Below are 17956 nucleotides of genomic sequence, written 5' to 3' on the forward strand. Positions count from 1 at the left end.
CAAATGAAGAAGAATTTTAGGTAAAAATTAACACTTATATAGAAAAAAAATAAATAAAGATTTTTCCGTATTTCTTCCAATTTGAACCGATGAAGAATATATTTTTAAGTACTTTTGGTTAGAAAACAAAAAATAGTGAGTGCTTTAAAAACCATATTATATTTCTCTCTCTTTAAATATCCGTTGACTCGAACTGAAATTTTTCAATTTTCAGATAGTGAAAGTCAGCAAGATGTTGATAAAGAAATAGAAACTCTTTTAGAAAAAGGAGTTATCTATAATTTTGATGGTTTTTATGTAGATGTGAATGATCCCGATCGTGTAGAAAGAAGACTCAAAGGCAATGAAATGGCTCGAAAAATAATGCCAAAAGCTGTAAGAGTTTCTCGAAAAATTGCCAAATTCCCATATATAGAAAGTGTTTCTCTTTCGGGCGCATTGTCAAAAGGTTATTATGACGATGAAGGTGATTTTGACTTTTTTATTATTACCAAACCTAATCGTTTATGGATAGCACGAACGCTATTAGTGCTTTACAAAAAAATATTTTTATTGAATTCAAAGAAATATTTTTGTGTAAACTATTTCATTAGTACCGATTCGTTAGAAATTTCTGAAAAAAACTTATTTACGGCTACTGAAATTGCCACACTTATTCCGTTGTATGGAAAAACTGTTTTTGAGAACTTTTTATCAGCAAATTCTTGGGCCAAACCGTATTTTCCTAACAAACCAATTTTTAAAACAAGTACAATTAGAGAAACCCGTAAAAGCTGGATTTCAGAATTTACACAAAACGCTTTAAATGGCTCGATAGGATTAAAGTTAGACAACTACCTACAACGATTAACAATTAAAAAATGGATTCGTAAGTTTGGTCATCTCGCTAAAGCAGATTTTAATATCGCAATGAAGTCAACTCGACATGTATCAAAACATCATCCGCAAAATTATCAAAACAAAGTGATAAAACGACTGCACGAACGCTATACAGAAGTTATACAACAATACAATTTGAATTTACCTGAAGAACATGCTTGATATTGTATTTTCGCATTCTTATTACTACAAGTTTGATGTGAAACAGTGGAAAAATCAAACACCATATCCGCCATTAGGAACATTGTATGCTGCTTCTTATTTACGTGAAAACGGATATCATGTAGGTGTATTTGACGCAAACTTGTTAGAGGATCCAAAAACAATACAACCTTATTTAGAGCAACACAAACCTCGTATATTTGTATTATACGATGATGGCTTTAATTATTTAACAAAAATGTGTTTGACTGCCATGCGGGAAGCTGCTTTTGAGATGATTCAAATTGCAAAAAAGCTAGGCTGCCATGTCATTGTTTGCAGTTCAGACTCTACCGATCATTATGAAAAATACTTAGCTGCAGGAGCAGACTTTGTCATTCAAGGTGAAGGTGAAATATCATTAAAAGAATTAGTTGATGCCTTATCGAATAAGGAAGACACTTCAGGAATTAAAGGACTCGTGTTTAAAAAAGAAGGTGAAATCATTCAAAACCCAAAACATCCCGTATTACGAGATTTAGATGTGCTTCCGTTGCCTGCTTGGGACTTAATTGATATTGAACCTTATAGAAAAATTTGGGAAGCTGGCGGCAATGAATTTACGCTCAATATGGCAACAACTCGTGGTTGTCCCTTTAAATGTAACTGGTGTGCAAAACCTATTTATGGAAATCGCTATAATTCTCATTCTCCAGAATACATTACCAAGCATATTAAATATTTAAACGAAAACTACGGAGTTTCTCGTTTTTGGATGTGCGATGATATTTTTGGCTTAAAACCTAATTGGGTTCAAAATTTTAATAAAGAACTTAAAAAAGAGCAGCTTACAATCTCATACTATATTCAAAGTCGTGTGGATTTGTTACTAAAAGAAGATACAATCGATGCTCTAGCGGAAAGTGGATTGGAAGAAGTTTGGGTTGGTGCAGAAAGTGGTTCGCAAGCTATTTTGGATGCTATGGACAAGGAAACCAAAGTTGAACAAATCTATGAGGCTACACGATTGTTAAAAGAAAAAAATATACGTGTAGCATTCTTCATTCAATTTGGTTATTTAGAAGAAACCAAAGAAGATATTCAAAAAACAATTGACATGATTAAAGAGTTGGTTCCTGACAATATTGGAGTCTCGGTTTCCTATCCATTACCTGGCACTAAATTTTATGACAAGGTAAAAGATGATTTAAAACTTAAAGCTAATTGGACAGATTCTGATGATCTTGCCATGATGTTCAAAGGGACTTACAACACTAAATTTTATAGGAAATTACAGCGATATGTTCATAAGGAATTTCGAAAAAGTCAAGCATTTCAAAATATTCGTAAATTCTTTACACATCCTTTTTCTATCAAAAAATCAGAGATACGCTCTATGCTATTACTTGGCTATTACATTCCTTCTGCCTTTATAGATAAGTTGCAACTTAAAAATATGGAGAATACCAATGCATAGCGATTTTGATGTAGCAGCAGCTCAATATGATAACACGTTTACATATTCTAACATTGGGAAAGCCCAACGCGCACGGGTATTCAAATATATCAACCCAATTATTCAACAAGCCCACAAATTATCTATTTTAGAATTAAATTGTGGTACAGGCGCTGATGCTATAGAGTTTGCAAAACTAAATCATCATGTTATTGCTACAGATATTTCTTCAGGAATGATTGAGGTTGCCCAAGCAAAATCACACCCAACGAATCTCTCCTTTAAAATACAAGACATTAATACAATTTCAACAAATACATTTGAGTGTAAGTTTGACTTGATTTTTTCAAACTTTGGAGGTCTAAATTGTTTATCACAAGATCAACTTAGCCAATTCTTCCATACAGCTTCAAACTTGCTACTTCCAAAAGGAAAAATGGCATTAGTAATTATGCCCAAACACTGTATATGGGAGCGCTTGTATTTTAGTATAAAACGCGATTCAAACAAAGCAAATCGACGAAATACCAATGAAAATGTTATCGCTAATGTAGATGGTGTTAATGTAAAAACATGGTATTATAACCCAAAAGATATTTCTGCATTGGCCCGAGAACATTTTATTCCAAAGAAAATAAAACCAATAGGTGTAACCATTCCTCCTTCCTATCTAGAAAACTCATTGGCAGCAAAGTTTCCAATAATATCTATATGTAAAGGGTTAGACTCCATACTTACCGCTTCAATTTTTTCAAAATATGCAGATCATTTTTTAATCATTTTAGAGAAAAAAAGTTAATCCTGCACTCCTTACCTCAATTATACGTGATACAATCTTTTTAAGGATTCTTTGTAAATGTGTAAATACTACAGTTCAAACTTTTCAAGTCACTAAAACATCTTTATATTTACGTTTATCTAAAAATTGCAGTCAAAAAATGAGCATCCTTCTTACTCATACATACTATCTTTTTGAAGATGAGAAAGAACAACAGATTATGCGTCCGTATGCACCATTAGGTTTGTTATATATTTCTGCATATTTGAATGAATATGACGTTGAGAATTATGTATATGATGCTACTTTTTATTCAAAATCCGATCAGCTACAGTATATCAAAGAAAAACAGCCTAAAATTGTTGCAATCTACACCAATTTGATGACCAAAATTAATGTAATTCAATTGGTGCATACATTAAAAACAGATGCTCAATATGGTTTCCCTAAGATATTGCTTGGCGGACCAGATATTACATACAATTGCGAAAATTACCTTAACACAGGTGCAGATTTTTTGATTATCGGAGAAGGCGAGCAAACTACATTAGAACTTTATCAAGCCATTATTCGCAATAGCGATGTAAGTGAAATTGCTGGAATTGCATATCTGGAAAACAAAACAGTTATAAAAACTCCAGCCCGTGTAAAGATGAAAAGTCTAAAAGAATTGCCTTTACCCAATAGAGCAGCGATTCCAGTTGAAAAATATTTAGAGACTTGGAAAACGTATCATGGAAAAAGCTCCATGACAGTAAGTACACAACGTGGCTGTCCATACACATGCAAATGGTGTAGTACAGCTGTATACGGTCAAAGTTACCGGAGAAGACCTGCAGACCAAGTTGCTGCTGAATTAAAAATGCTCAAAGAAACCTACAATCCCGATAGTATTTGGTTTGTCGATGATGTTTTTACAGTTAGTCATAAATGGTTAGAGCAATTTCATGCAGAAATTATTCAGCTAGACGCCATTATTCCTTTTGAATGTATTACGCGTGCCGAACGTTTGAACGACAATGTTTTGCAATTATTAAAAGAAGCTGGCTGTTATAGAATTTGGATTGGTGCAGAAAGCGGTTCTCAAAAAATTATAGACGCAATGGATCGTCGTGTTGAAGTTGACGTAGTAAAAACTGCTATTCAAAAAACCAATGCATTAGGTATGGAAAGCGGAACATTTATTATGGTAGGCTATCCGGGCGAAGATGAAGAAGATATCAATAAAACAATTGATTACTTGAAAGCCGCTAATCCAACACATTTTACCATCACAGTTGCCTACCCAATAAAAGGGACTTCTTTGTATGATGAAATTAAAGATAAAATTACGGTTCAACCTGAATGGAACACTTCTACTGATCGTGAAATAGATTTTACTCGAACCTATTCTCGAAAGTTTTACGACTATGCTGTTCGTAGAATTGTCAACGAAGTCAATTATAATAAAGAAAAACTTAGAGGCAAGAATGGAAGTTTATTAACTTCTGTGAAGCTTAAAACTAAATCACTATTGGCAAAAACAGCCATGAAACTGTACAAATGAACTTAGATTTTAGCCGAATCACGCAACAAAAAAATGTATATTATCTAACTCCTGAAGATGCAAATTTTTCGAAGCATTATTTAGCTGTGCGCAAAAAAGAAGATCGCATTTTGACAGACAATGAAGTTCGAAAATTACCTTTTCTACATCGTGATGAATGGCCGTATCGAATTCAATCTACAGAACGATTCATAAAATATGTTTCGGAAAAAAGTCAAGCTCAGTGTATATTAACGTTAGGTTGCGGAAATGGTTGGTTTTCTAATAAAATTGCTACTATATCTTCCAAAAATGAAATCATTGGGTTAGACATTAATCGAAAGGAATTGGAACAAGCCGCACGTGTATTTCATAAAGAAAATTTACGTTTTGTATATGCAGATATTTTTAAAATTACTTCCTTTTTTCAAGAGCAATTTGACATAATAACATTAAATGGCGTAGTTCAGTATTTTTCTGATTTTCAAGAGTTATTTTCTCTTTTACAATCATTTTTAAAAAAAAATGGGGAAATCCATATTATGGATAGTCCTTTTTATAAAACTTCAGAGATTTTGGATGCAAAAAGACGTACTTTAGAATATTATACAGAACTTAATGTACCCGAAATGAGTAATCATTACCATCACCATGATCAAAAATTGGTGGAAAAATTTGACACATTGTACAGCTACAAAAAGAACATTATCCATAAAATATTAAGAAAAAAAGACTCTCCTTTTTCATGGTATCGTTGGACTAAACAGTAAAAGTAATGGCAAGAAAAAAACTTTTCCAAAAAACATTGTATTATTTAGTTTCTACATGCATTTTATTGGTCTTAGCTGAATTTATTTTGTCTTTTTTTAACCTTTTTCCAAGTGATTATTATGTGATGACACCTAATTCGGGATTTACTTGGGAAATTGACTCAAATGAAATCACTGGAATTCATCAAAATTCTGAAGTTCACTTTGATGAACTTGGAGCACGTTCTATTTCAAATTTTGAAAACGCCACTCACAAGGTGGTTGTTTTTGGAGGAAGTACTACCGCTTGTTTTGCATTAACGCAAGAAAAAACATGGACGGCTTTACTCGAAAAAAAATTAGGTTCTCCTTTTTGGATTGGTAATTTTGGACGACCTGGAAATAGCAGTAATCATCATATATTGCAAATGGAATATATGTTAGATAAACCAGAACTGACGGATACCAAAACTGTAGTAATCATGCAAGGAGTGAATGATTTTGTCGCGTATTTAATTTCTCCTGAACGATATATAAATTCTTCCAAAGAACAATTAAAAAAGTTTGCTTTTCAGCATCTTCCCGATGATCATTTGCCTTTTTACAAACAATTGACATTATACAAATTAGCGTCGCGAGCAAAAAGTAATCTTATTTTTTATTTCAATCATAAAAACCATCTTACTGAAACTGCTATAGACATTAGAGCTTTAAAAAAGAACGCTACAATTATTGAAAAATTACCTGACCTTTCTGAAGGATTAGCACATTATGAACAAAATTGCAAACAACTCATCAAACTAGCTAATGAAAAAAACGTAAAACTTGTTTTCATTACGCAAGCCACTATGTGGCGACCTGACCTAGAGGAAGAATACGAAAAGTTAATGGTAACGAGTGGTTTCCAAAATAATGAAGCGTTTTACAGCACTACTGCATTTTATCAGGGTATGAAGTTATTTAATGAACGCCTAAAATTGGTTTGCAAGCAAGAAAATATTGATTTTATTGACTTACAATTACCAAAAACAACAGAGTCATTTTATGATGACTTTCACTTTAATGAGTCTGGAGCCAAATTAGCCGCAGAGCAAATCTCAAAGGAATTGAATGCCATTTTAAAATAATCCAATGGAAACGTCTTTGTGAGAAATCCGCCAATAATTAATTCTCAACAAAAAAACTGAATGAGACTATGCTAATTGTTGTTTTTTGAAAAACGTATCTGCCATTTTCTTTTCCAAAGGCAAATTAAAATATTTGTGCTTACAACGCCATCTCGCTATTAATTGTAATGGTTTAAATACCATCTTCTGATTGGAATACGCAAACTTTAAGTAGAACTTGAACTTTTCGAAAAAATCAAATTTTTCTTTACTCACCCAAGGTCCTGAAGAACCTAAAATATCAAAATCAGACCACTCTTGTACCGTTTCAGGTAGTTTATAACCTTCTTTCACTACATTTTCAGTAATAGTTGTTCCTGGATAAGGTTTAAAATAAAATATTGGTGTATGAAAATTTGGATGCATGCTATTAAGATCTAGCGCTACCTTTACTGTTTCTCGTATACTTTCGTCAGATTCACCCGGAAACCCAACAATAAATGGAAATTGTACTGTAATTCCTAAATCTTTGCAACGTTCGGCACACATATACACTTGTTCAACTTTGATATCTTTTTTTAGCCAGTTCATCATTTCTTGAGAACCAGATTCAACACCTATCAACAAACGTCGTAATCCAGATTGAGCACAAATTTTAAAATCTTCAACAGACATACGCGAACCTTGATCGGCACGCATCGTAGCTGCCCATGTAAAATTGAGTCCTTTTTCAATCATTCGTTGAGAAATTTCAATCACTCGATCACGATAGGTAAAGTACGTTTCGTCTTGTAAATTCAGGTCTGTAAACTGGTATTTTTCATGCAATTGCGCTAATTTATTTACCATTACTTCTGGTGAAATAGCCGTCCATTTTCTATTATACACAAATGGATCAGCACAAAAAGTACATCTAAAATAGCATCCTGTAGACGAAATATAATCTAATTGTCTGCGGCCTTTCTTTGCGAAGTATTTTTCAACATCAATTAATTCATAATTAATATCAGCAAAAGTATCCATTGGAACAATGGTTCTCGGAGGGTTTTTAATTACTTCCCCTTCTTCGTTTCGATAGCAAATTCCTTTCACTGTAGAAAGGTCTCCTTTTGTAGAAAACACTTCCACCAATTCTCTAAAAGTATCTTCTCCTTGTCCTTGTGCTGTTATATCAATACACGGTTCGTCTTCTAAGGTTTGCTTTGGAAACAAAGATGTATGCCATCCGCCCCAAATTACAGGAATATCTTGACGCATTTTTTTTACAGCTTGCGTAACTTTTAGAGCATCTTTAATTGGTCTTCCTGTTAAAACTGTCGTTCCAAAACACAGAGCTTCATCAATATGTTTTTGAATTGTTTCTAAAGGTTTTGCATCGATACGCCCATCAATAATAATAACTTCATATTTATCAGTATCCAATGCAGAGCCAATTGCTAATAAAGCAAGTGGCATATCAAAAAACACAGCGATTGGATTGTACAATAATACTTTCTGCTTCTTCAAAATGTTAGGTTAATTTCCCTAAATATACTGACTATTTGAATATTGAGAATGACTTTATTTTTCTTTTATGCAAAAAATATTGAATTGAGACTTTTAAAACTCCCAAACCGTATGTCACACTTCGTTGAAAATTAATCGATGAGCTCTCACTTGAGTAGGTCGTCGGGCAAGTAATTTCAGCGATTTCGTATCCTTTATTAAAAATTTGACAAATCATTTGATTGTCAAAAATAAAATCATCTGAATTATAATCTAATGCAAGAGCATTAATCACTTCCGCAGAAAAGGCTCGAAAACCTGTATGATATTCAGACAATTTTTGATTAATCACTATGTTTTGAAAAAGTGTTAAAAAACGATTGGCAATGTATTTATACATAGGCATCCCTCCACGCAAAGCGCCTTTTCCCAAAATACGAGAACCCATCACTACTGGATATACGTTATTTGCAATCAAAAACGCCATTGAATGGATTAACTTAGGCGTATATTGATAGTCTGGATGGAGCATTACAATAATATCGCCTCCTAGCGATAAAGCTTTTTTATAACAGCTTTTTTGATTCGCCCCATACCCTTTGTTCTCGTCGTGTTTAATGATGTGTTCAATTCCTAATGCTGAAGCAACTTTTAAAGTTTCATCTGTGCTGTGATCATCTACCAATACTACTTCATCAACAATATCAAACGGTATTTCATTATATGTTTTTTTTAAGGTTTCAGAAGCATTATATGCAGGAAGTACAATGATGACTTTTTTAGAATTGATCATAAAATTTGGCTTATCTTGAACAAATGCTCAAAAAATAATCGTATTTCTTTATGTTCGCCAATTTAACAACTATATTTATATACGCAAAACAAAACCATCATTGAAATTGTATAAACTTACTTCTTCAATTCGTGAGAACGCAATCCTTTTGGTTGTTCCATTTTTAATAGTATTCGTTTTGCGAGTCTTTGGTTTTGATGGTCTGTACGGTCAAGATGCGTATGAGTATTTGCGTTATGCAAACGCCATTCAAGAGTACATTCTTGGCGGTGAACATCCTGGAAATTATTATTGGCCAGTACTCTATCCTACTTTAGGGAGTATGATTGGTTTCCTCTTTGGAAGTACAGCCTTTGCATTGCATTTTATCAGTTGCTTGAGTTTTTCTGTTACTTGTGTATACATTTTAAAGACTTTACGATTACTCTATCCAACATCAACAGTTCGCTTTTATTATGTATTGATATTTGCCGCTTTTTGTCCTTTTCTTTTAAAGATGGGGCTCATTGTTATGTCTGATGCTTTAACGTTGGTTTTTGTTGTTTTGTCATTTTATTTTTTCTTTAAATCCTATGTAAAAAGTACTAGTCTTGCTCCTATTTTTTTCTTTGCTACATGTGCTATAATGACACGATATGCATCATTATTTATTACATTTCCATTAATTAGCTATGCGTTGTATTTAGTATGGAAGCGAAAAGGATTTTTGCAATTACTAGCAGCTTGTTTCTTAAGCTTTATCGTTGTCATTCCGTTTCTTATATTTCAATGGGGCGCATTATTTGAAGCATCTTCCAATCCATTTTTAGCAGACTGGTCTGTTTTAAATTATTTTTCACGAAGTTTTTCTACACAAGACGGAACCACGACGTATTTACTCCCAAACTTAGCACACATTTTATCTGTATTTTTTCATCCTGGGTTTATCTTTTTGGGAAGTATTCTGTGTCTAATCTCTTTCATAAATTACAAGCTTCTTTTCTCATTTTCTCAAAAAACATTATTAATATGTAGTGCTTTGTATATTCTATTTTTAGCAGGAATTCCATTCCAAAATCCTCGAATTTTAGGCTTAGTGTTTCCATTAATTTTGCTAATCTTGTTTCCTGCTTTTGAAAAATTAATGAGCTACAAATTCTTCAAAAAAAATAGTTTTTTAATCGGAGTAGTTTCTATTATGTTGCAGCTATTCTTTTTTGCTCTAACATTCCAATTAATTTATGCGCGAACAATTACCGAAAAAGAACTCGCTGAGATGATTCACCCCTACGAAGGAACAACTTTATATAGTTTTGATGTAGATTTAGCAATGCAAGGGCGCGGATTAAACTTTGGGTACAAGAATATGTTTATAGAACGATACGAAAATGTTCAGTCTGGTGATTTAATTTTATTTGACGCCAACCGTTATAAAGTACAATGGAAAGATAGAAATCCGATGTTAAATTGGGAGTATATGAAAAATAACTACCAATTGAAAGTACTTGAAACTCATCCAAAAGGATGGAAATTATACAAAGTTGAGAGTAAAAAATAATTTAATTGTGGAAAGCTGAAAAGATTGTTTCTTTCGTTTCTTTTCTGTGAACAACTAAATAAAACAAAATAGAGTGTTGAGTTTTTATACTTTTACTGAAAATCAAATCAATTAATGTGAAAATGCTCTGGCTACGTATCAAATATCGCTTAGGACTCTTATACAAAACCATTTTATTCAAACTTGGCCTGGGAAAGTTCTTATTGAAAAATCGTTACGGTGAACGCATTCTTATCTTTCATGGAATCGACAAAACTGGAGAAACTAAATACAATAGCCGCTTTATTTCAAAGGCATTTTTTGAAAAGTTCATCCAATATATTACTACACATTACAACGTTATTTCTTTAGATGATTTTTATCAAAAAAAATTTAAAAAAAATACACTCAATATTGCGATTACGTTTGATGATGGCTACTTAAACAATTACAAATATGCGGTTCCAATTTTGGAAAAGTACCATGTCCCAGCCAATTTTTACATTACTACAATTCATGAAAAAGCTCCGTATTTGTGGGCAGATTTTTTGGATATTGTTTCATATCACACATCCAAAAAAGAAGTTGTTCTAGAACGCAATCTCTATCGAAAAAACAACAAGAATGAATTCCTTTGGAACGGAATTTCTATGAAAAATGTAGCTAAAGCATTGCCATATGACGTTTTAAAAATGATTTACGAAGTATTTGCTAGCGATTGGAAAACTTTACCTCCTACAACGTATGAAGACTATTGGATGCTCATGAATGCACAACAAATCAAAGAAATTTCCAATCACCCGTTATTTACCATTGGTGCACATGGCGAAACACATGCTAGTTTGATAGATATTCCGTTGGCAGAAGCGAAACAAGAAATTCTCAACAGTAAAAAACAACTCGAAAAAATTTGTGAAAAACCTGTTACAGAATTTGCTTTTCCGTTTGGATATTACAATAAAGAGTTAGCCCATTATTGTGAAGAAATAGGATTTAAAAGGATATTATTGGTAGATTACAATAGTAAAGAAGATGCAAAAAATGATTCTTGGAAAAATCGTTTTGTGATGAATCCGTACATTTCTATGGAACAACAATTAGCGTGTTTGTTAAAAGGTTCTTACTTTTAAAATATGATCTACAAAGAAATATATCGCATTAAGCGTGTTGACCAAACTGATTTTCCAGCAATTAAGGAATTATTTTGGAAAGTATTTAACAAAAAAGTCTCTCTTTCCTATTTACAACACAAATACGACACGTCTTATTTGGGCATAAATTATATTTGCAGTATTGCATATTATGACAATATTCCAGTAGCCTTTTACGGTGCCATACCACAAAAGTTTAAAAATGATACAGAAGAAATTTTTGTAGCACATGCCTGCGATTCGTATACACTTGCAGATCATCAACGGAAAGGATTGCATTACGAATTAGCAAAGTTTGCATACAAAATTATGTGTGAACACAATATCAAATATGTGTATGCTTTTCATAGTGAGAACACCTATTACAGCACCAAAAAATTAGGCTGGAAAGAGCATGAGCGTTTGCAACGCTTTCATATAAAAGTTTCTACAGTACCAATAGGAAAAGTATTGAATAAACTGCGTTGGACCAATGTGTACAACCTATTTTTTAAGCAATCTGTATCGCCAAAAGCCATTCAAAAACTGACTTCAGAGCATTTAGAAAAGTTCCGATTACAGTTTGATGATGATTTTATTCGGTATAAAAACAGCTTTAAAAATCATTATTGTGTAGAAATTGACGACTGTGTGTTTTGGCTAAAAATTCAGGCAATTATTCACGTGGGACTGTTTTATGCGCCTTCTGCGGAAACCTTAGAAAAAGCATTGAAAAAGCTAAAACGAAAAGCATTTTTCTTAGGAATCACACAATTGTTATTTCAAGTGGATAAAAATTCAATCATGGCAGCTCAATTAAGCACCATTACCAAACCTAAAGAATCGTGGTTGGTCGGTTATTTAGATTTTGATCCAACGATTAACTTGAAAGAATTTATATTTACGTATTCAGATTTAGACACGTTTTAGCATGCAAGTTCAGCTTAAAAATTATACATTCCAGATTAATCCAGGAAAAAACAAGCATTATTGGACACATATCAATGCTACTGACTGGGAACCACATACATTTGCTATTTTTGACCAATTTATTGATAAAGATGCTGTTGTATTAGACATTGGTTCGTGGAGTGGCGTATTAACATTGTATGCTGCCAAAATTGCCAAAGAAGTACATGCACTCGATCCTGATCCTGTGTGTTTTGAAGAGTTGAACACCAACGTACAATTAAATCCAAGCATCGCTGAAAAAGTAAAAACTTATCAGATTGCAATTTCAAACAAAAAAGAAAGTTCTCGTTTGTCAGCCCGTGAGCATTATGGAGCTTCGAGTAGTAGCATTTTGCAGCGAAAACGCGACACAGAAAACTCATTGGAATTGGAAACAATTTCCTTAAATGAATTCTTAGAAAAAGAGAAAATCTCTAAAGTAGATTTTATAAAAATGGATGTAGAAGGTGCTGAGTTCAAGATTTTACCAACCATTGGAAAAGCACTGCAAAAAACAAACTATCCAACATTGTATGTTTCGTTTCATTATCACTTTTTGAACGAACATTTCTATCAAAAACACGTTCCTTCCGTATTTTTAAATAAATTGTTATTGCGTTTGGAACAAACCTTCGGGTTTTCGCTATTTGGCAAGCAAATACAAAAAGAATTAGCTCCTCTTTTTGAGGATTTAAAAGCCTATCGTTATGTGTATAAAAGTGATGGAACATTGATTGATTTTGAAACACTTCAATCCAAACCCACGATAATTAAAGAAACAGACTTAGTGTTTACAAATGTTGAATGGATTATTTAAAGCCCGAATGTCATTCTTGCAAAAGCAGGAATCTACTACTGTATGAACAACCCAAACTTACATATCGTTTTTTTAACACCAGGTTTTGCAGTTTCTGAAGAAGATTCTACTACAATTCCAGCACTGCAAGTATTTCTAAAAAGCATACGAAATGCATTGCCAAAAAGTAAATTGACAATCATTACATTTCAGTTTCCTTTTATTAAAAAAACATATGGTTGGCATGGCATGGAAGTGATTTCGTTGAACGGACAAAATAAGCGTTTAAAAAAATTACAAACATGGCGAAAAGCAACAAAAACACTTCAAAGAATTCATAAAAAACAGCCTATTGATGTGATTCATAGCTTTTGGATTGGCGAATGTTCACGGATTGGACAACGATTTGCAAAAAAGCATCACGTTACACATGTAGTGACCGTCATGGGACAAGATGCACTAGAAAAAAATTCGCACACAAAATACCTGTCACAAACTAATTCAAAAATTGTTACCCTTTCAGCAAATCATCAAGAACAATTATTTAAAACATGTAACCTAAAATCAATTGTGATTCCGTGGCACTTAGATACACATGCGTTTCCGCCAATACAGGAAAAAACAATAGATATTCTCGGTGTCGGTTCGTTAAATCCGATTAAAAATTATGATGATTTTATTGATATCATCTCTGCCGTAGCAAAAACGCAAAAAAATCTCAGCGTACGTATAATCGGGGAAGGTTTTTTAGAGAACGAACTTGAAACCAAAATCAAAAATTTACAACTCGCAAACACGATTACTTTACAAGGTAAACTATCGCGCCCAGAAGTATTAGCAAAAATGGCACAAGCCAATATCCTATTACATACAAGTGTGTACGAATCGTTCGGATTTGTATTTTTGGAAGCTTTGTATTCGGGCATGCAAATCGTTTCATATCCTGTTGGACTTGCAGAATCGTCTGAGCATTGGTATGTAAGCAACGATAAGATTGATTTGATTGAAGCCTGCAAAGAACTTCTTTCAAAATCTGAAATAGAAAAAAAACGCATTCAGCTAGGTTCTGAAACAGAAACTATCAACGCTTACCTATCTTTGTATCATGCGTAGAATTTTTACCATCGGAATAAATACAATTCGCGGATTTGCCAATCCTGCATTCAACTTTTTGATTGTTGTGTTTGGTGTGAAAATTTTTGGAAAAACAGATTGGGCTAGTTTAATCAACGTGATGCTTTGGGTATATTTTACTTCGTTTATGTTCAGTTGGGGAAACTATGACTATTTGCTTCGAAAATTCAGCAATGCTCCCGGAAAAATGTATCATGCATTCTTTAGTAATTTTTTATCGCGAAGTTTGCTATTGCCTTTTTCGTTGCTATTATTGCTCTTTTTTCCTTTCACTATAGCTTTGTGGGCAATTGTACTCGTGCTTCTCACCTTTTGTTACGCATCATTGCTTCCTCTAGTTGTATATCATCAAAAATTTACGGCACAGGTCATTTCAGAGATTGTTTCATTTGTCATCATTTTTGGAAGTATCTTTTTTTTAAAAACTTTTGAACTAGAAACGTTTTTACAAATATATGCCATCGCTATTGCTGTAAAAGTATTTCTATTAAGCATCCAATTATATTTTTGGAAAGAACCATTTTCTGCAACAATTTCGTTAGCAGAATTCAAATCTGGATTGCCATTCTTCATTCTTGGGTTGAGCGGATTTTTAATCTCCAAATCAGACATTTATATTGTAGATTCTTTTTTAGAAAAATCGCAGCTTGCTGAATATCAATTACTCATCACCTCATTCTTGATGTTACAGGCGTTATCAGCGTACATTGTTATTCCGTTCACCAAACATGTATATCGTTTATCTGATGAAGTTGTCCAAAAAATGAAGTATCGCTTATATGCTGTTTCTATTCCGTTAACAGCCTTAGGGGGAATTATAATTTGGTTTGTAATGGAGTATTTCGTTCAATTGGGTTTTGGATACAAATACTATATCATTGGTTCATTAATGGCTCTCCCTAGTTTTTTTTACACGTTTAATGTAATGGAACTTATGAAAAATCATCAAGAACGTAGCATTATTTATGTAAGTTTATTTGCTTTTTTTGTGAGTACAAGTTTGATTGTTCTTCTTATAGAAACATATGAGATTTTTGGAGTTTTGTTGAGTGTTTGTATTGCCCAATGGGTTGTTCTATTCACATACAAATTGTATCGAAAGTTCGGCTAAAAAGCTAGGCTATTTTTATTTTTTCTTCCGAAACATGTTCAACACTTTGCTTACAAAATCATCGTTGATGCCAAACGTTCCTTTAATCCATGTATAAATTGAAATCATTTTTTTATCCAACCAAATAAATATTGCCTTAATACCATCATTTGGTCGTGCTCGGTAATTCGTAGATCGACGCTTGAACGAGCCCGTTTTTTCTTCTGTAAAATAATATAATGCAATCGATTTTCGAGTCACATCTTTAGGACATGTAATCGGATCTGGGAAACCATGATACGAGTCTTCATCCGTATTAAAAATCACTACTCTGTTAAAGATTGGTGCAATTTTTACCGAACATTTTGACATATCTTTTTCCCAAAGTTCCAATGCACCACCATAAGACGCGTCCCAATCTTTGTTTAAGTATACCAATACATTTACACGTCGTCGCCAATTCTTTTTGTGTGGATGTACCGTAAAATCTGCATGAATATTCAAATATCCACCCTTCTCACTTTGGTGAATTCCGCCACCTTCAATAGTTGTGTCTGGCAATAAATTAGAAATTCCTGTCAGTTGTTCTAAATACTGAATGAATTTTGGCGAGTTCAATTCATGGATAATTTCATCACGAATAAAATCAGGAATTAGTTCCAACTTGTTCAATCCGTGTTTCTTTTCGTTTACATGTACATAATGAATCCAACCATCGTCTTTGATTTTTGGAAATACAGCTAAGGCTTTCTCTGCGGAAGCAGTCTCCAAAAAATTATCAAAAATAATATGCGGATACGGCAAAGCCTTCTGATACCTTTGTATATCGTCGGAAAGTGTATTTTCTTTTGTAGAATAATCAACAATCATGAATTCCTTGGCGTATTTTGAATGCTAAAAGTACATAAAATAACTATAGTTGAAAACACCTTTTTGTCAAATAAAAAGTGAAGGTCAAAAACCTCAACACCCAAAAAAGTACAGCTCATAAAAAGTTGGAAGATTTTACAAAATGCGGAAGACTTCATATAGCCAACAATCACTGTGTTTCATAAAAAATTAGTTCCTTTGTGTCAAAAGCTTTTTATGAAATACATACGACTTATTGGAATCAATTTACTTGTTTTAAGCGGATTATTATTGATTTTGGCAATTGTTATGTATTATATGGAAGTGCATCGCATTCAAACTTTCTTTTCATTTACAGATGAAAAGCAATCGGAATATTTTATTCCAGATTCCACCGCTATGTTTCTTCACAAACCCAATATACATTTGTATGACAATTGGGGAACACCACAACAAAAAATGTCTACCGAGCGCAGAACTAACAACTTAGGTTTTCGTGATGATGAAGATGTGTTGACCAAATTGCCAAATGAATTTCGCGTACTCGTTACAGGTGATTCGCATACCGATGGTGTTTTGCGCTACAACACCCAATCGTTTGTTAATATTTGGGAAAAAAATTTAAATGCAAAGGACAGTACTACATTTTATAATTGCCTTAACGGCGGCGTGGGCTATTATACATTTCGTAATTATCACGGTTTCTTACAAAAGTTTAAATATTTGAAACCTGATGTGTTTCTCATTAATGTATTTACCGGAAATGATTTTAGAGAAGCAGCTAAATTTGAAGACAATCGTACCAATATTTCTAATATTTATAAAAGTTGGCGAATGCGCTTCCGCAGAAAATTTCAATCCGCTGCCGAACAAGAATTCCCTTATATTCAAGGTATAGAACAACAATTGTATTACGAGTCGTTTCCTGATGAAAAAGAACGTACTATGCAATTGGCAAAGAACTATTTGTTACAAATCAAAGAAATCTGTAAACAAGAAAAGATTCGACTAATTGTAACGTTGCTGCCTTCCAAAATTGAAGTAAAGCCTGAATTTAAAACAGAAATTCAAACCCTATTTGATTTGGATGATAAAACGATGCAAACCAATCGAGAAATGACCGAGTTATTAATGGCTTTTTTACACGAGCAACAAGTGGAACATTATGACTTATTGCCTGTATTGCAAAATACGCCTGAAAAATTATATTGGGATGCTGATTTACACATCAATCCGAAAGCACACGAACTGATTGCTGCATTTTTAAACGATACAATCATGTTGAAAGAATAAAATTTGCGTTGCGCTACAACATTTGAGACTTCGTAATGCATATGAAAGCTTCAAACCCTGCTGCTTGGCACATTCTGCAAACGCGGAAACCTTAAAACAGTCATGTTTCTCCCATTCCGCAAGCGCGGATATCTTAAAACAATAGTATAATTTCAATTCCGCATCTATTTTATTGATAAATCATTAATAAAAAGGCTTAAAAAGTTACATTTACTAAAAAATACTCAAAACAACTATTTTTTCTTACTTTTAGACCTACAATAAGATGTATCTTGTCAATAGTCA

General features: G+C 33.1%; 16 protein-coding genes. 13 read left to right on the forward strand and 3 right to left on the reverse strand.

The features are described from left to right. Nucleotides 1-135: 135 nt before the first annotated feature. The 6 genes from AA088_RS05515 (at nucleotide 136) to AA088_RS05540 (ending at nucleotide 6655) form a co-directional block, all read left to right on the forward strand. Nucleotides 136-1041, forward strand: coding sequence for a hypothetical protein (locus AA088_RS05515; protein WP_046743939.1), 906 nt, complete (start codon nucleotides 136-138; stop codon nucleotides 1039-1041). After that, nucleotides 1034-2497, forward strand: a complete 1464-nt coding sequence (locus AA088_RS05520; protein ID WP_046743940.1) for a B12-binding domain-containing radical SAM protein — start codon at nucleotides 1034-1036, stop codon at nucleotides 2495-2497. The genes AA088_RS05515 and AA088_RS05520 overlap by 8 nt, the downstream gene beginning before the upstream one ends. Further along, entirely contained in the window at nucleotides 2490-3275 is a 786-nt protein-coding gene (locus tag AA088_RS05525; protein WP_046743941.1) for a class I SAM-dependent methyltransferase, read from the forward strand. Before AA088_RS05520 ends, AA088_RS05525 begins: the two co-directional genes overlap by 8 nt. Before the next feature lie 139 nt (nucleotides 3276-3414). Beyond that, a complete protein-coding gene (locus AA088_RS05530; RefSeq protein ID WP_046743942.1) occupies nucleotides 3415-4800 on the forward strand; it encodes a B12-binding domain-containing radical SAM protein in 1386 nt (461 codons plus the stop codon). Further along, a complete protein-coding gene (locus AA088_RS05535) occupies nucleotides 4797-5549 on the forward strand; it encodes a class I SAM-dependent methyltransferase (protein WP_052752794.1) in 753 nt (250 codons plus the stop codon). Before AA088_RS05530 ends, AA088_RS05535 begins: the two co-directional genes overlap by 4 nt. A gap of 5 nt (nucleotides 5550-5554) precedes the next feature. Further along, entirely contained in the window at nucleotides 5555-6655 is a 1101-nt protein-coding gene (locus AA088_RS05540) for an SGNH/GDSL hydrolase family protein (RefSeq protein ID WP_046743943.1), read from the forward strand. A gap of 66 nt (nucleotides 6656-6721) precedes the next feature. Here the strand turns inward: AA088_RS05540 and AA088_RS05545 are convergent, their stop codons facing one another. Together AA088_RS05545 and AA088_RS05550 are read right to left on the reverse strand one after the other, a co-directional pair. Continuing rightward, nucleotides 6722-8140, reverse strand: coding sequence for a B12-binding domain-containing radical SAM protein (locus tag AA088_RS05545; protein WP_241483385.1), 1419 nt, complete (start codon nucleotides 8138-8140; stop codon nucleotides 6722-6724). Between the two features lie 31 nt (nucleotides 8141-8171). Next, nucleotides 8172-8912 carry a glycosyltransferase family 2 protein gene (locus AA088_RS05550; RefSeq protein ID WP_046743945.1) on the reverse strand — a complete coding sequence of 247 codons (741 nt, stop codon included), beginning with the start codon at nucleotides 8910-8912 and terminating at the stop codon, nucleotides 8172-8174. A 100-nt stretch (nucleotides 8913-9012) separates the two neighbouring features. On the opposite strand from AA088_RS05550, the gene AA088_RS05555 reads away from it, so the two are divergent. From AA088_RS05555 to AA088_RS05580, 6 genes are all read left to right on the forward strand, one after another. Beyond that, complete coding sequence (locus AA088_RS05555) at nucleotides 9013-10449, forward strand: ArnT family glycosyltransferase (RefSeq protein ID WP_046743946.1); 1437 nt, start codon at nucleotides 9013-9015, stop codon at nucleotides 10447-10449. A gap of 122 nt (nucleotides 10450-10571) precedes the next feature. Further along, nucleotides 10572-11558: a polysaccharide deacetylase family protein gene (locus AA088_RS05560; RefSeq protein ID WP_046743947.1), complete on the forward strand. Its 987-nt coding sequence runs from the start codon at nucleotides 10572-10574 to the stop codon at nucleotides 11556-11558. 3 nt (nucleotides 11559-11561) lie between these two features. Further along, the gene (locus AA088_RS05565) at nucleotides 11562-12488 is read left to right on the forward strand and encodes a GNAT family N-acetyltransferase (RefSeq protein ID WP_046743948.1); all 927 of its coding nucleotides are present in this window, start codon (nucleotides 11562-11564) and stop codon (nucleotides 12486-12488) included. A gap of 1 nt (nucleotide 12489) precedes the next feature. Beyond that, on the forward strand, nucleotides 12490-13326 hold the full coding sequence (locus AA088_RS05570; RefSeq protein ID WP_052752795.1) for an FkbM family methyltransferase: 837 nt from the start codon (nucleotides 12490-12492) through the stop codon (nucleotides 13324-13326). A gap of 42 nt (nucleotides 13327-13368) precedes the next feature. Then, nucleotides 13369-14418 (forward strand): glycosyltransferase family 4 protein, encoded by a 1050-nt coding sequence (locus AA088_RS05575; RefSeq protein ID WP_046743949.1) that lies wholly within the window; start codon nucleotides 13369-13371, stop codon nucleotides 14416-14418. Further along, nucleotides 14411-15550 carry a lipopolysaccharide biosynthesis protein gene (locus tag AA088_RS05580; RefSeq protein WP_046743950.1) on the forward strand — a complete coding sequence of 380 codons (1140 nt, stop codon included), beginning with the start codon at nucleotides 14411-14413 and terminating at the stop codon, nucleotides 15548-15550. The genes AA088_RS05575 and AA088_RS05580 overlap by 8 nt, the downstream gene beginning before the upstream one ends. A gap of 15 nt (nucleotides 15551-15565) precedes the next feature. Here the strand turns inward: AA088_RS05580 and AA088_RS05585 are convergent, their stop codons facing one another. Beyond that, entirely contained in the window at nucleotides 15566-16399 is an 834-nt protein-coding gene (locus AA088_RS05585) for a 2OG-Fe(II) oxygenase (protein ID WP_046743951.1), read from the reverse strand. Nucleotides 16400-16615: 216 nt separating this feature from the next. On the opposite strand from AA088_RS05585, the gene AA088_RS05590 reads away from it, so the two are divergent. Next, nucleotides 16616-17671 carry an SGNH/GDSL hydrolase family protein gene (locus tag AA088_RS05590; RefSeq protein ID WP_046743952.1) on the forward strand — a complete coding sequence of 352 codons (1056 nt, stop codon included), beginning with the start codon at nucleotides 16616-16618 and terminating at the stop codon, nucleotides 17669-17671. Nucleotides 17672-17956: the final 285 nt, after the last annotated feature.

This window comes from Kordia zhangzhouensis (assembly GCF_001005305.1).
GTDB classification, from domain to species: domain Bacteria; phylum Bacteroidota; class Bacteroidia; order Flavobacteriales; family Flavobacteriaceae; genus Kordia; species Kordia zhangzhouensis.

Coding starts and splice junctions, on each gene's coding strand:
- AA088_RS05535 (WP_052752794.1), top strand. CDS start 4,797: ATGAACTTAGATTTTAGCCGAATCACGCAACAAAAAAATGTATATTAT.
- AA088_RS05525 (WP_046743941.1), top strand. CDS start 2,490: ATGCATAGCGATTTTGATGTAGCAGCAGCTCAATATGATAACACGTTT.
- AA088_RS05560 (WP_046743947.1), top strand. CDS start 10,572: ATGCTCTGGCTACGTATCAAATATCGCTTAGGACTCTTATACAAAACC.
- AA088_RS05565 (WP_046743948.1), top strand. CDS start 11,562: ATGATCTACAAAGAAATATATCGCATTAAGCGTGTTGACCAAACTGAT.
- AA088_RS05585 (WP_046743951.1), bottom strand. CDS start 16,399: ATGATTGTTGATTATTCTACAAAAGAAAATACACTTTCCGACGATATA.
- AA088_RS05540 (WP_046743943.1), top strand. CDS start 5,555: ATGGCAAGAAAAAAACTTTTCCAAAAAACATTGTATTATTTAGTTTCT.
- AA088_RS05580 (WP_046743950.1), top strand. CDS start 14,411: ATGCGTAGAATTTTTACCATCGGAATAAATACAATTCGCGGATTTGCC.
- AA088_RS05575 (WP_046743949.1), top strand. CDS start 13,369: ATGAACAACCCAAACTTACATATCGTTTTTTTAACACCAGGTTTTGCA.
- AA088_RS05530 (WP_046743942.1), top strand. CDS start 3,415: ATGAGCATCCTTCTTACTCATACATACTATCTTTTTGAAGATGAGAAA.
- AA088_RS05550 (WP_046743945.1), bottom strand. CDS start 8,912: ATGATCAATTCTAAAAAAGTCATCATTGTACTTCCTGCATATAATGCT.
- AA088_RS05570 (WP_052752795.1), top strand. CDS start 12,490: ATGCAAGTTCAGCTTAAAAATTATACATTCCAGATTAATCCAGGAAAA.
- AA088_RS05590 (WP_046743952.1), top strand. CDS start 16,616: ATGAAATACATACGACTTATTGGAATCAATTTACTTGTTTTAAGCGGA.
- AA088_RS05520 (WP_046743940.1), top strand. CDS start 1,034: ATGCTTGATATTGTATTTTCGCATTCTTATTACTACAAGTTTGATGTG.